This window comes from Pelagibacterium sp. H642 (assembly GCF_031202855.1).
Lineage (GTDB): Bacteria > Pseudomonadota > Alphaproteobacteria > Rhizobiales > Devosiaceae > Pelagibacterium.
Window position 1 is genome coordinate 2,257,564 of sequence record NZ_CP101829.1, and the last position, 14,230, is coordinate 2,271,793.

The following is a 14,230-nucleotide window of genomic DNA, read 5'->3' on the forward strand; positions in this document are numbered from 1 at the left end:
GGGTGTTATATAATGAGAAATGCGCCAATCGTAAGTATTGTTATGGCAAGTTATAACAGTGCAGATTATATAGGGGGTGCCGTGAAGACTGTTCAGGAGCAATACTTTAAAGCGTGGGAGTTGCTGATATCTGATGACGCATCTACTGATAAATCTATAGAAATAGTCTCGCGTCTAAAGAAGGATGACACGCGAATTCGCGTTTTTGCTGGTGAGCACAATCAAGGTCCCGCTGGTGCACGCAATCTCGCAATACGCGCTGCAACTGGCCGCTATATCGCCTTCCTCGACAGTGACGATCTCTGGAAACCCGAAAAGCTGGAAACACAGATCGCATTCATGCAGCAGCATGATCTGGCGTTCACCTTTTCCTCCTATGACCGGATTGATGAGGCGGGTAATTTCATCAATACGCACTATGTCGAAAAGCCGGTCGCCTACCATGACCTGCTCAAATCCTGCGTCATTGGATGTCTCACCGCAGTGTACGACACTGAAAAACTCGGTAAGGTTTATATGCCTGACATTCGCAAGCGGCAGGATTTCGGACTTTGGCTTCGCATCCTCAAGAAGGTAGATGTGGCATATCCGATTTCCGAAAGCCTTGCGCGGTATCGCGTCCGTAACGGTTCGATTTCTGCCAACAAGGCGACGGCAGCCAAATACACTTGGTCGATTTATCGTGACGTGGAAAAACTGGGGCTGGCGCGATCAGCCTATTATTTCGCCCATTATGCTGCTCAGGGCGTGCTCAATACTTATGTGAAACCCCGCTTGGAGCGATGATCGCACCCATTTTGCATGAGGGGGGTATTATACGCCGTATAGCATGTCAATGACGTACGCGTATCCGCTCTCAGCCCGTATACGCGGGCTAAATTGCGCTCGGTGCGACTACCCACCGGAGAGGCTTCAACGGCCAAGAGGCTCCCAGCCCACTCTGTCGCCACTGCCACGGCCGAGGGCTGTTTGGATCATCAATTTGGCGTCGAGCAGGAGCGACTGAAGGCGGACGTAGCGTGCGTCGCATTTGGCCAAGCGTACCGGATCGCTCATATCGATGCCATTGACTTGGGCAAGGCCCGTTATGCCCGGTTTGACCGCAAGTACGCCGCGCTCGCGCCGCTCGTCGATGAGCTGGGTCTGGATCGGAAGGCATGGCCGGGGGCCGACGAGGCTGATCTCGTTTCTTATGATGTTCCAGACTTGAGGCAGCTCATCGAGCTTGGATGAGCGCATGAATTTGCCGATCGGAGTGATCGCATCGCGTGGTGCGTCGTGCGACCCCACATTGGGCGTGCCCAAGCGCATCGTTCTGAACTTGTAGCAGGTGAACGTCCTGCCATCGCGTCCCACACGCTTCTGCGCAAATATCGCAGGTCCGGGAGACTGCAGCTTGATGGCGATGCCCACGATCAACAGCAGCCACCAGAAGAAGATCAGCACGACCAGAGCGAAGCCTAGGTCTATAGTGCGCTTGGCTATCCTGAACCAGAAATTGCGCGCCTGGCCATCGCTGACGATCCGGTCCTCGGCATCGGCTTGGATGGCGGTCTGACAGATCGCCTGGGCGAGTGTGTCGATCTGAACGGTCGGCTTGAGGGCGGAAAGCGCCGAAAGAGCAACGAGCCGAAGGGGAGCGGGGAGCTTGTTCAATGCCGCGAGCGTGCCGGAAAGCCTTGCTCCGATGACGGTGGGCAGAAAAAATTGTACGACGTCGAGGCCTTCGATGCGTGCCAGTTCAGTAGAAGCTTGCCGCTTGGTTTCAGCATATGGGGTATGGTTGTTTTCATCGAGGGCGTGTGTGCTCGAGATATTGAGCATCCTCGCGATACCGGCAGATTTGGCAAGGCTCGCGACGCGAAGCGTCAAATCGATGTTGACACGTTCAAATTCTGAAAGTGGCGCCTCGACATCGTTGTTGAGCACGGCCAGGTGTAAAAGCAGGTCGGCGCCCGCGGCACATCGTACAATATCCTCATAGCTGCACGCGATGTCTTCAGGAAACATCTCGCCGAGCTTTCTGGCATTGCGGCCAGCCACGACGATACTGGCACCCAGACCCTTGAGCAAGGGAACGAGTTGCTGACCGAGACGACCCGAGGCGCCGGTCACCACAATGCAAGGTTGGCTGGCGGGAGGATTGGGTTGGGCCATTTATTTAGTTTGTCGTGCTGGCAATGAATAGATGAGGTACGGCAGGCTTCAAATTGTCTTCCACGTCACGCCCAGAGTCGCGTTCAGCGATCAGCTTAAATAACACTGTCCTAGCCCCTGTCTCGTCTTGGACAGCAACCATACCCGCGAGTTCGTCGGTGCGTCTGACAATGCTGTCTGGCTGGCCTAGCGGGCTAAGCCCCCGCAAGATCTTCGGATGCTTGGTGGCAGTGGCGCTGGCGGCATCGTAGAAAAGTTCCTCGTAGAGCTTTTCTCCTGGGCGTTTGCCGATCTCGACGATTTCAATGTCGCCTTCGGGGTTCTCCTCGCTCCGCACCGATAAGCCAGCGAGCCGAATCATATTCTCGGCAAGATCGGCGACCAGGACCGGCTCCCCCATATCGAGCAAGAACACATCACCGCCCTCGGCCAAGGCGCCGGCCTGGACAATCAACTCGGCTGCCTCAGCGATTGACATAAAGTAACGGGTCATCGCGCGGTCGGTGAGAGTTAATGGCCCACCTTGAGCTATCTGTTCCTTGAAAAGCGGGACGACCGAACCGTTTGATCCCAAAACATTGCCGAAGCGCACGGCACAGAATCTCTGCCCCGTATTGTTTTTCACGGCCTCGGCGGCTTTTTCGCGCACGATCAGTTCCGCCCAGCGCTTGGTCGCACCCATCACATTTGTCGGACGCACAGCTTTGTCGGTCGAGATCAGGACGAAGTTCTGGACGCCGAGACGGTAAGCAGCATCGACTACGGTCTTTGTTCCGAACACATTGTTCTTAATGCCCTCGAGCGCGTTGGCCTCGACAAGCGGAACATGCTTGTGGGCCGCGGCGTGGAAAAGCACATCAACGCCGTGTTCTTTGATTGCCTTCTCAACCCGCTGAGCGTCGGTGACAGAACCCAAGACCGAGACAACGGCAAGATCTTTGTTGGCTAGCTCCCGGTCAATGCGATAGAGCGCGAACTCGTTGGCCTCGAACAGGACCAGCCGTTGAGGACGCCACTGGGCGATTTTGCGGCATAGTTCGGAACCGATTGATCCACCAGCCCCAGTCACCATTATGGTGCGGCCAACAATCATTGATTTGATAAGATCAAGGTCGGGCGGAACTGAGGAGCGACCGAGCAGATCATCGATCTCAATCTCTCGGATTTGGCTGACGAGATACTTCCCAGTCGCTAGATCGGTGAGAGCGGGTAGTGACTGAACCTTGATGTGATGATGGTTCATGCTTTCAACGATTTCACGGCGACGCGCTGTTGTCAGCGAGGGGATGGACAGGATCGCCTGTTTAACGCCGTATTCACTGATGAGAGTGGGCAGGTATGACGGCGGATACACTCGAACGCCAGCGACCTCTCGGCGGTGCAAATTAGGGTCGTCATCAAGAAAACCGACAACGAAATGGCTGGTGCGTAGGCTGATGGCGAGCTGCGTGCCGGCTTCGCCGGCGCCGTAGATGACGACAGGCGGGCGTTTTTGAGCGTTTCGGCGATTGGCTGGCCAGAAAAGCCACTTGGCTGCGAAACGACTGCTCGTGATCACGAGCGCACCGATAGCCCAATAGATGATAGGCACCGACCTAGGAACGAAACCACGTCCGGCCATGGCCGATAGGAAGGCTACCACAACCCAAAAGATAGCCGCGATGGCCATCGCTTGGAATATGGTCCAGATCACGCGCTCGGGCATATATCGCACGACGGCCCGATAAAGCCCCATCCGCACGAAAACGGGAATAGCTATCAATGGCGCCGATGCGATTATCAGCCATTCATCGAGTGATGCGGGCAGTGCCCATCTGTCGAAACGTAACGAGAAACTTGCCCACAGCACCAGTGCCAGAGCGATGAAGTCGAAGCTTACGAGAAGCGTGCGCTTCCAGAACCGTGGCAGGGATAGTATGCGCTTACGCGTAGACGAAAGCATGGGCAACGCTAGTGTCCATTGTTGAATTCATTAGAATTGCCGTTCCACGAAAGCGTGAACGGGTCAAGCTATGTAATGCAATTGCGTCAGGAACATGTGCTCTGCAAAGTCTATGCCCCGTGCTCGCCTAACTGCGCGTCTCGAACGTTGCGAGAAAACGCTGAGGCAACCTCGTGGCGCGTCGGTTTATCACGGTGCCGAGGGACAGCTATCGAGTGCATTTTGCTCCTCCATCTGAGAGGCCTGGAGACGTGGCTAATCTCCTGTCAATCGACCGTCGCGTGGACCCGATCTAGTCTAGATCTCCGGTGAAGAGAGGTCAGACGCCTTGATCGGCTTGAGCCAGAAAGCCCGGCGGATGCGGTTGACCTTGTCGAGCTGATCGGGGCTCTGACTTGCTGCCTTGAAACCGCTGCGGATGAAGGCGACAATCAGCATGAGGAACCCAATCCCAAGCCCGACCAGCACGGCCTGGATGATGATGCCGCGCGATTGCGCGGAATCAGGGGTGGTCGGAGTCTGGATGATGTCGTCGGCCGAAACCGAGCCTTCCAGCGCTTCCTGGATCTGCAGCATCTCGGCGCGCCGCGATTCGATGTTGGAGAGGATGGCTACGATCGACTGCCCGATCTCGCCAAGCGAGGCAGCCGACGAGCTTCCTCCCGATTCGACGCTATCGGCAATGCGGTTGAGGCGTTCGAGCGTGGCGTTGAGTTCGGAGACCGAGGCTTCAGCCAATTGCATCTCGAGTTCGAGCAGGGCGCGCCGGCTGGGTGTCGGCGTCGAGTTTTCGACAAGCGAATTGAGGATGGCCCGAAGTAGCTGCTGCGCGTCTTCGGGCGTGCGGCCGCTTACACTCAAACGATAAAAGCTAGTGTCGGCCTGGGGCGCGATCGTCAGATCGTTTTCGATGAGATTCTGCCGGGCCTGAGAAAGCGTGCCCTGATAGCCTTCGATATAGTCGCTGTTGAGAATGGCGGGATTGAGGATGCGCGCAGAGGTGAGCAGGGCGGCTTCGTCGGCATTCAAGCGGATGAGAGCTTCGGAATCGTATTGCCGGGGGGTCAGCGTCCAGAGCAGGCCGAAAGCGAGGAGAGCGGTGATGATTGGCACGACCACCAGCAGCAGCCAGTTTTCTGCCAAAACCACGGCAATATCGAGAAGGCTGATTTCGTCGTTGGCCGTTTCAGTTTCCGTCATCACCGTCTCCGCTGGGTTCTGCGACCGTTTACGAAACCGATTGCATCAAGGCAAGCGTTTCTCGGGAAGGGCGCGCGCTAAATCAGCAAGGCATCAAACCAGCCTTGCAGCTGCGGTCGATTCCCCTGGCTCCGTTAGAGCGCAGATTGCTCTAATGCCGAAAGAGATCGTCGGAAAGACTTTCGGCCGTGGTGGCGACGATCGCTCCGAGTTTGGCGCCGGGCAGGATGATGTGTTCGGCTGACATGTGTGTTCCCCTTGCGGCTTCACGGCTTGCAGCGGGAATGAACGATGGCTCGCCCTCCTCGAAAGGCAATACGGCCCGGCCGTTGAGGAATTCCTGTCTCGCCTCGGTCGTCGGGAAAGGCAAAATCACGAGCGGACGATGAATGGCCAGGGCGATGGCGCGGAAGAGTGCGGACTTGGCCTCCCGCCTGTAACCGTCGATGATCGAATGGCGGATCGTTGCCATGACGATTGCTTCGATCGGCTGCGGCGGCGCTCCGTCTCCCAATTCAAACAGCCAGATGTCACGCACACCCTGATCCTGCTCGAACTGGAGCAGTGCTGAGGATACATCCGGCTCGCGATGGGCGAGCGCCATTATGTCACCGGCCTGAAAACCAAGGCGGACGAGATGATCTGCCAGAATGGGCACTGGCCGCCCTGCCAGCCTACGGTCCAGGTGCTGAAAGACATCTGAGAAGAAAGAGCTATGCTCCGGCGTCTGGCGGGCACGCTTTGCGTTCCGCTCGGCTGCAAGGGCGAGGGCGGTGGTCGGTCGCTGCGTGGATTTCAGGAAGGTGAGGGCACCATCCCTGTCCCACTTTGCCCAGCGCGCCACGCATCTCGCGACATCGATCGCCTGGTTCTCCAACTTTGTCGCCAATGCTGTGTCCGCCTCCTTCAGATCGGCGGTGAAGCGGAAGGCCTCAAGATAGTTACGAAGCGTCGTCCATTGAAGCCCGACCGCTTCGGCGGCCTCGCGTTGGGCAGCGAGCCGGGTCCCGAAGGGACCATCGACCGCTTCGGGAAACCATTCAATGACATACCGGGCCACTGCAAGCCAGGTCATGCGCGGAGGAGGCGGGGGCCGTTCGATCATATCTATTCAAATGCTCCCGTTTGGGTTTAAAAACATTTGTCAGTTTACACGTACAGTGCGTTTAATGAGCTCAGGCGGGCTCGATCCACGAAACTCAGAAAGGAGCAGATCAATGGATTTGGATTTGTCGATCAGATGGGTGCGGGACGGGAAAATCTACGACACCAAAACGGCAGAACTCGTCGCCATCATCAAGAAGACGAGCCGGTATCGTTGGGAATACGATGATGAACGCACGGCCCTTTTCCTCACCAAGAAAGGGCAATGGTTCATAGCCGGAGAAGGCGGGGCCTTCTCACGATGGGGGAGAGAACCTGACGGCGGCGGCGATCCGAAGCCAGGCGAAGGGCTCGAGCTCCTCACGGAGGATGAGGCCCGCGAGCTGCTCGAACAAATCCGCGGCGATATCGTTGAATTCTATTTCGATGTCGAAGAGGGCTGATCCGGCCCAGAACGATTTCTTAAATGGGGGGCGCCGCTAGCGCCCCCATTTTCATTGGGCGGCAATGGGCGGCTGTGCTCACGCTGCCGTTTGCGCCCGATTGCCTTCCTTTTTGCGCTGGCTCAGCCACCCTGATGACGAAAACCAGAATGCACAGCCGCTGGACGAGGTCTGCCAACCCAATCCGCGTTTGAGCGAGGACCAGGAACCAATCTGCGGCAAGCTCGCCCATCGCGTTGGGGAACAGTTCGATTGACGTGCCGCTCAATGAACCCCAACGCCCGCAGCAGTATCCACGTGCCAATGTCGCTGTCAGGATGCTCGTGTCAATCGGGCCATTGCCGGCCCGGCGGTGAGGGTGTTCGACTTCGGCTGACGCAATATGCACCAGTTCCTGCAAAAAACGGGCACAGACCGATCGGAATGGCTAGAATTGCCTCCAACAGTGCCGGCAAGGTGGGAACGCAGCCCAAAAGCCGCGAAAGACAGCCCCGCAGGCGATTGCGCGGCATGCGACCTCCTCGAGGCGGGGAGCTCGATCATCGGATGGATTGCGGCAGGTGCGGGGTCAGCCGGTCTGGTCCGGAGGCTCGTCGGATGGTTCGAGATCGGGCTCAAAGTCGGGACTGTCATCGAACCCGGCGGCAGGTTCGATATCTGCGACATCGTTCGGCCCGAAATCGTCCTCTCGGTCTCCCGCATCCCAGGCGGGCACATCGTCAAAATCGACGCCCACCTCCTGCACCATTTCCTCGAGCAGGCTCACCTGGTGGCTGTCTTCCCAGGACGGCTCAACGGACATGTGCGGTGTGAACCGAGCGCCGGGCTGGGGGGCGATGCCCTCGCCTCCCATATCACCCGTGCCGGCTGATACGCGATAGGCGCGCGTGGGGAAAACAAGGCTTGTGACCTGATCGTCGGCATAGGCGAGCTGGCGGGCGAGCGTGGCGAGGCCATCCGTCTCTGTCTTGGCTGCGAGGAGAAAAACCTCGCGCATCATCAGTTGCGGCAGCAAGCGCGCCCCATACCGGCCGGTGCCGTGCAGAACCAGAACAGGACCGGAATGGTCCGCCGGCACCGACGGACCGATGCCAGCATGGATGCGGTCGCGTGCACAGGCAAGAACAAGCGACGCGCTCAACTCGCGATCCGGGCACAGAACATGGATCTTTTTGCCAGCCGCCGTGGTGCGTCTGATGAGGCTCAGCGCATGCTCGATCTGTTCGGCGCGTGTGGCCGCCAGCCGGCAGCGCTGGTTTTGAGCGAGCGCTGCGACAAGATCGGGCAGGCTCTCGCGGGCGATCGCACGGGTAACCGGATCCTGGGTCGGTGCCAGGCCGATGCGGACATGACCGAGGCGGCTCGAGAGCGCATCAAGGAGTGCACTGCGCCGCCAACCTGGGCGCGGTGGACGCCGGACAAGCAGCAGGGCGGCGCCGGTGTCCCGCGCCACGTTGAGCACGCGCTCCAGATCGGCAGCGGTCAGCGCGTCGGCCTCCTCGACAATGCCGATCTCACCCGCCTCGAGTCTGAACGCGCCCTCCCAGTGCAGCGGACGCACCGGCATATTCGTGGGAAGCGCCCCTGACTTGGCGAGATGGGTCACGAGAACAGGGGAATGCCCGCAATCGGCGATATTGCCGGCAAGCTCGGCCAGCCCGAGATGACGTTCGGCTTCAACAATGGCGAAGGCCGGGACCGAGCCGCCAAGACTGCCGACAAAATCACGCGCCGTCTCGAACTCGCCTCGAGGTGGCGGTGAGCCGGCAGCAATGGCAGTCGTGGCCGCAGCAATGGCCAGCTCCCGCTCAAGATAGCGGGCGGTGACGAGCAGGGTGGACGCGCCAGGCTCCCCCATTTCAAAGCAATGGGCTTGGTCGAGCACGTCCGCAATAATCGCGTCGGCTTCCTCTTTAGCGGAAATGAAGCGCCGGACCAGGTCCTCGAGCTGGCGGCAGGTAAACGGGGCCGTCGAAAGATGCTCGATCAGTTCGGGCACGCGTCGGATTGAAGCAACGTTGCGGGCCCTGATCTCGGCATTGAATTCAATCCGGTCGCGCTTGCGGAAGATGGCGGCGGCGTCAGGGCGGCTTGCAATGGCATGCGCGCTGGCTATGGCCGCGCCATACGCAGAGACCGGGCCGATGTGATATTGGGCGTGCGGCGCGGGCAGATCGAGCCCGCCATCCTTGCGGTGCCGAACGCGGTAGAGCTCAAGGATCAGGCCATACATGGTGGCGATCGGAGCAGCGTCGAGAACCGCCGGCAAGGTCCCGAGTTCGGTGCGCCGTCCGGTGCAGGTGGGAAGGAGCGAGGCGATCCGGCGTGGGGCCAGACCCTTGGGCGTAACGGCTCGGCTCGTGACGAGAAGGTGGGCATGGGGGTTGCGGCGCGCCGGGTCCTCATGATCGTCATTGGCGCTGTGGATGGCAAACGTTATCGCGACCCCGAACTGCTGCATGATCAGCGTGGCAAAGCTGCGGGCGATTGCAATCAGATCGTCACGCGTCAAATCCTTGTCGTCGGGCAGAGCGACGACGATCTCGATTGCCGCCAGCTGGCCGATCCGCTCGGACTGGTCGGCCTCGAGCCACAGCACTTCGCCTTTTTTAAAGCGTGCGGGGGCATTGGGCGGAAGGACGGTGATCGGGCCGGCAATGAGATCGCCACGACCCGCAAACTTGCCGCGACGGGCGATATAGCCCAGCTTGCACAGCGCTCCCCAGTCAGCGGTGCGCTTGATTGTTTCGAGGCGGGCATAGCCGATCGGCATTGTTCTTCCAGTTGCAGTAATTGCTGCCTGGAAGATGCCTGTTGGTCATGCAAGAAACCAGAAAAAACAAAAATTTAAGAATTTCTGTTTGTGCCTTGCTTGATCTGCCCTGATACATTTGGTGCTGGACGATCTTTGGGTCCGGCGATGTTTCAATCGACGCAATCAGGGAGATCATCCAATGTCGATCAAGTCTGTGCTCGGGCGCAAGCCGCGCAAGCGGCGCAAGCCGGTTACGAGCAAAAAGGAATCCGGAGCCAATGCCGGTCCGGTCGTGGAGCAGCCGGACGTTCTGGGGCAGGGTCTGGAAAAGGCCAAGCTGGCGCTCAACGAAGCCAGCCAGCGCGTCTCTAAGCGCGCCACTGGTCTTGATGCACTGGTCGGCTATACGCTCGGAACCTACTATCCGTGCGAAATGCTCACCAAGCCCTTGGCCATCGGCATTGCTGCCACCATGGCCGATATGCTGGCCGATCCCGATCAGTACGCCAAGATCAACAAGCGTGGCTTCGAGGAAATCGAAAAGCTCGTCAAGCCGGCCGGGCCGCTGTTCATCCTCGCCAAGGGTCTGGACGGTGACGTCAAGGCCGAACTGCTTGAGCTGAACATGACGATCATCGGGCCGTTTGTCACCGGCCGCCCCAACGTCCCCTCGCTCATCGAACTGGCCGGCCAGCACAAGCTCACGGTCCTGCGCTTTGACGAGCTCGGCGACAAGCAAGCCGTTATCGAAAAGGGCGTTCAGACCGAAGCGCTCGAAGTGGTGCTGGCCGAACATCAGGCCGCACTCGCCGGGGAGCTTGGCGGAGAGGGCAAGATTGCGGCGGCCGCCGATCAGACCAAGCCCGATGACTCGGCGGACGCGGTGGTGGCTGCCGGTGACGGGGAGGACGGGCACGCCCCGGGCACGTCCGTCGCCTCGCGGCGCCTCAAGCTTTCGGGCGCCGGCGGGGCCGGAAAGAGCCAGGACCGTGCTGCCGCTGCCCCGTCCTGATCCCGGGCGACATTGCTAGAGGCTCCAAAGCCGTCCCCGCTTGCGGGGGCGGCTTTTTGGTGAAGGACGTTCCGAAACGGTGCTCAAGAAAGCTTTCTGATTGGGCGCGCACAATAGCAAGCTTTCTTGATCACTTTGTCGGCGCCAGCTTGGCGGCAGGTCTGGGCGGTTTGATGTCGGAATTGGGCCTCTGAGAGGCGCGGAAAGCTAGAGGATGGATGATAACGCCACTGGCGGACTCGACGGCAAGCCACGTCGCAACTGGTTATCCGTCTCACGTCGAATTCGTCCGCTATTCCCCCTTTCAAGGTGTAGCGGCTGCCAGTATTGGCCAGCCGACATGGCGAAATTCATGGAGGCGCCGAAATCGACTGCCGGTCGGTTCGTTGAGTGTCCATCATCACGAATGCATAAAGATTCTGCTTGAATGCGGTCTCTTTGGCTTGCTTTTCGAATCTGGCGCTAGACACCCTAGAACGGCCGGCCACTCTCGCAGCCCAAGGAACTATGTTCTATACGGTTCTCGAAGATCAACGCTCTTTACTGAGCAAAGCTGCACATTGATTGACCGTAAGCACGTCGCCAAAAATGCCTCTGAAGTTCGCAAGAGAGTGTTTGTGCGCGTCCTCGGTGTGAGCTGAGAGACAGTCCTCAATCATAATCGATTTATAGTTGGCCACGGTGGCATCCTTAGCGGTGGACTCGCAGCACACATTGGTTGCCGTTCCTGCGATGAGAACAGTTTCAATGTTTTGTCCTGCCAAGACCTCGAGCAGATTTGATGATTGTGGGGCCAAAGCGCTGAACCGGGTCTTGTAAACAACCTTGTCCTGAGATCGACAGTCGAGACCCTCGATCAGTTTGGACGCGTGGTGATCGGGGTGCAGTAAAACTTGTCGCAGGCTCCTAGCCTGCGGCGTCAATATGTGATCTTCAAACACGCTCCAACGAGATTCGTCTGTGGAGGATAGTGTACGAATCCAGATGACGCAGCCGCCGAATATCCGCAGCAAATCGGCCATGCGGTTTATTGCAGGTACAGTGGCCGCGGCGGAGACAACCGCGGTGGGATATTGCGGATCGACAAAGTAATTTTGCATGTCGATGACAAGCAGCGCGCATCGGGAAGCCTCGATCGAGCTGAAGATGCGATCTGTCGACGTGCCATAAATTGCAGATCCTGATTTCGCGTTTGCGGGCATATCCATCCTCCACCAGAGCGAGTTTGCGCAGCTATGCTGATCTGAAACGTGACTATTGTCACCTTACGGATGTTTTTGATATCCATATATGAGATTTTCAGCAAGGAGATGGACGTGATAGAGCGCAAGACGAGTTTGGAAAAGGTGCTCGCGATCCTCAATCTCTTCAGTGAAGACAAGCTTACCTGGACCGCAGACGAGGTCGTGGCTGCCACAGGTTACAGCCGCCCGGCCTTGTATCGCTACGTCAAGATCATGAAAGATGCGGGTCTGCTCGTCGCCGACTCGAGATTCGGCTTAACCTTGGGGCCGCGCATCGTCGAACTTGATTATTTGCTGCGGCGCTCGGACCCGCTCATGGTGCATGGCGTGCCAGAGATTGACTCCCTGGCAAAATGCTGTCCCGGCAATGCGTTGCTGGTGCGCTGGTACGGCTCAAAAATCCTCTGCGTTTATTCCGCGCATTCCAGTGAGGGCATAAATACGAGCTATCACCGCGGACGTCCTATGCCGTTGGCCAGGGGGGCCATCGGGCGTTCGATTCTTGCCTATCTTCCCAAAGCCAGGTTAGCCAAGCTCGTTAAATCTCGTGTGGACGAGTTCGCAGCCGTGGGATTTGGTACAACCGAGAATGAAATTCTCAGCAACTTCAGTCGCATCCGGAGCGCCGGTTTTGCCGTGGCATATGGCGAAGTCACTCCGGGTGTCGTTGGAATTGCGGCTCCAGTCCTTGATGCCAAGCGAAGCCCAGTGGCCTCGGTATGTGTTACCGTGCTGGGGTCTCAACTCGATGCCGGCCAGATCGAGGAGATCAGCGAGAGAGTGCGCCAATCGGCACATAACATTCATATAAGATACTAGCGCGATCTATACTGACGTATCAGAGAAAAATCTCAAATGTGGAATTTTGATTGACAGGTAGGGTCAGCTTTCGTAACCGTGTCGCCAGATAACGGCACGGGGAGAGGGCTGATGACGACAGTATCGGCGGCCTATATCGGCGGGGATTGGATTGACGGCGGGCTGCAGGCAGATAGCATCGATCCCAGCAGCGGCGAAGTTGTCGGGCGTTTTCAGTGCGGAAACCGCGACCTTGTAGACCAAGCGGTGGCGTGCGCTCGCCAAACGTTTGAGCAAGGCTGTTGGGCAGATTCGCCTCGCTTGCGTGCTGACGCCCTGTTCGAACTCGCGGCGGCCTTGGAGCTCGATGCGGACCAACTAAGCGAAATGCTTGTTGCCGAAAACGGCAAACTGTTGGCCGAGGCGCGCGGTGAAGTGGCGGGCGCGATCTCTGAAATCCGGTATTACGCTGGCCTTGCCCGTACGGTGATGGGGCGTACATTTCAAAGTGCCCCGGATGTAATGTCCTTGCTGCACCGCGAGCCTGCGGGTGTCGTCGCAATCATCGTTCCGTGGAATGCGCCCATCACGCTTCTCGCGCGCTCACTGGCTCCGGCGCTTGCTGCCGGCTGCACGACGGTCATCAAGCCTGCCCTGCAGACGTCCGTAACGCACGGGCGATTCATGGAGAGTGTCAACGCCTGCTCGTCGCTTCCCAAGGGCGTGGTGAATTCGGTCAACGAAGTTGACGACGAGGTGGGGCGTGCCCTTGTGGCTCATCCCGAGGTCGATGTCGTGAGCTTCACCGGCTCGACGCAAACCGGTCGCAAGATCATGGCCTCGGCCGCACCCACCCTCAAGCGGCTGTCGCTTGAGTTGGGCGGAAAGGCGCCGGCGGTCATCTTTGAAGATGCTGACCTCGATCTTGCCTGCGCCGAGCTGACCCGGGGGTCCCTGGTCATGGCGGGGCAGATGTGCGTCGCAGCCACGCGTTTTTTGGTTCACGAAAAAATTGCGCCCCGGTTCATCGAAAAGATGAAGCTTGCCTACTCTTCCGTTCGGACAGGACCCGGCAAGGATCCGCGGAGCCAGATGGGCTCGCTGATCGACAAGGCCAACCAGCAGCGCGTGCTTGCGCTGATCGAGCAGGCCGGCGACGAAGGCGAGCTTATCGTTCGGGGAAAGGCTCTGGAGGGAAGCCTCGCTAAGGGCAGCTTCGTGACCCCCACCTTGTTTCGGATCGAGGGCACGTCGTCGTCCCTGGTCCAGGACGAGCTGTTCGGCCCCATCGCCTCAGTGGAAACGTTCGGCGACGAAAGCGAGGCAATCGCCAAGGCGAATGCAACGAGCTTCGGGCTCGCGGCGAGCGTCTTTACCAAGGATCTCAATCTCTCGATGCGTGCATCGCGCCGCATTCGGTCCGGCACGGTCTGGCTCAACAGCCACACGCGTCTGTTTGCCGAAGCCGAGACGGGTGGGTACCGCCAATCCGGTCTGGGTCGACTGCACGGAATTGAGGGGCTCAACGACTTCCTTGAAACCAAGCACGTCTACTTTGAGGCGGGCTTGAGCTAG

11 protein-coding genes are annotated in these 14,230 nt (G+C 58.6%); 5 read left to right on the forward strand and 6 right to left on the reverse strand.

The window, feature by feature from the left end; genetic code table 11:
* The first annotated feature begins 42 nt into the window (after nucleotides 1-42).
* Entirely contained in the window at nucleotides 43-786 is a 744-nt protein-coding gene (locus NO934_RS11120; RefSeq protein ID WP_309160022.1) for a glycosyltransferase family 2 protein, read from the forward strand.
* 126 nt (nucleotides 787-912) lie between these two features.
* Here the strand turns inward: NO934_RS11120 and NO934_RS11125 are convergent, their stop codons facing one another.
* The 4 genes from NO934_RS11125 to NO934_RS11140 form a co-directional block, all read right to left on the reverse strand.
* The gene (locus tag NO934_RS11125; RefSeq protein WP_309160023.1) at nucleotides 913-2,157 is read right to left on the reverse strand and encodes a sugar transferase; all 1,245 of its coding nucleotides are present in this window, start codon (nucleotides 2,155-2,157) and stop codon (nucleotides 913-915) included.
* Between the two features lie 4 nt (nucleotides 2,158-2,161).
* Nucleotides 2,162-4,099, reverse strand: a complete 1,938-nt coding sequence (locus NO934_RS11130; protein ID WP_309163705.1) for a nucleoside-diphosphate sugar epimerase/dehydratase — start codon at nucleotides 4,097-4,099, stop codon at nucleotides 2,162-2,164.
* A 297-nt stretch (nucleotides 4,100-4,396) separates the two neighbouring features.
* Nucleotides 4,397-5,299 (reverse strand): Wzz/FepE/Etk N-terminal domain-containing protein, encoded by a 903-nt coding sequence (locus tag NO934_RS11135; protein ID WP_309160024.1) that lies wholly within the window; start codon nucleotides 5,297-5,299, stop codon nucleotides 4,397-4,399.
* Nucleotides 5,300-5,450: 151 nt separating this feature from the next.
* Nucleotides 5,451-6,176 (reverse strand): hypothetical protein, encoded by a 726-nt coding sequence (locus NO934_RS11140; RefSeq protein ID WP_309160025.1) that lies wholly within the window; start codon nucleotides 6,174-6,176, stop codon nucleotides 5,451-5,453.
* A gap of 340 nt (nucleotides 6,177-6,516) precedes the next feature.
* On the opposite strand from NO934_RS11140, the gene NO934_RS11145 reads away from it, so the two are divergent.
* Nucleotides 6,517-6,846: a hypothetical protein gene (locus NO934_RS11145; RefSeq protein WP_309160026.1), complete on the forward strand. Its 330-nt coding sequence runs from the start codon at nucleotides 6,517-6,519 to the stop codon at nucleotides 6,844-6,846.
* Between the two features lie 568 nt (nucleotides 6,847-7,414).
* Here the strand turns inward: NO934_RS11145 and NO934_RS11150 are convergent.
* The gene (locus NO934_RS11150; RefSeq protein ID WP_309160027.1) at nucleotides 7,415-9,619 is read right to left on the reverse strand and encodes a MobA/MobL family protein; all 2,205 of its coding nucleotides are present in this window, start codon (nucleotides 9,617-9,619) and stop codon (nucleotides 7,415-7,417) included.
* A 181-nt stretch (nucleotides 9,620-9,800) separates the two neighbouring features.
* Between NO934_RS11150 and NO934_RS11155 the strand changes: the two genes are divergently transcribed.
* Nucleotides 9,801-10,613, forward strand: a complete 813-nt coding sequence (locus NO934_RS11155) for a hypothetical protein (RefSeq protein ID WP_309160028.1) — start codon at nucleotides 9,801-9,803, stop codon at nucleotides 10,611-10,613.
* A 530-nt stretch (nucleotides 10,614-11,143) separates the two neighbouring features.
* Here the strand turns inward: NO934_RS11155 and NO934_RS11160 are convergent.
* A complete protein-coding gene (locus NO934_RS11160; RefSeq protein ID WP_309160029.1) occupies nucleotides 11,144-11,815 on the reverse strand; it encodes a cysteine hydrolase in 672 nt (223 codons plus the stop codon).
* Between the two features lie 48 nt (nucleotides 11,816-11,863).
* Here NO934_RS11160 and NO934_RS11165 point away from each other — a divergent pair, with 48 nt between their 5' ends.
* Both NO934_RS11165 and NO934_RS11170 read left to right on the forward strand, forming a co-directional pair.
* Nucleotides 11,864-12,676, forward strand: a complete 813-nt coding sequence (locus tag NO934_RS11165) for an IclR family transcriptional regulator (RefSeq protein ID WP_309160031.1) — start codon at nucleotides 11,864-11,866, stop codon at nucleotides 12,674-12,676.
* Between the two features lie 111 nt (nucleotides 12,677-12,787).
* On the forward strand, nucleotides 12,788-14,230 hold the full coding sequence (locus tag NO934_RS11170; protein WP_309160032.1) for an aldehyde dehydrogenase family protein: 1,443 nt from the start codon (nucleotides 12,788-12,790) through the stop codon (nucleotides 14,228-14,230).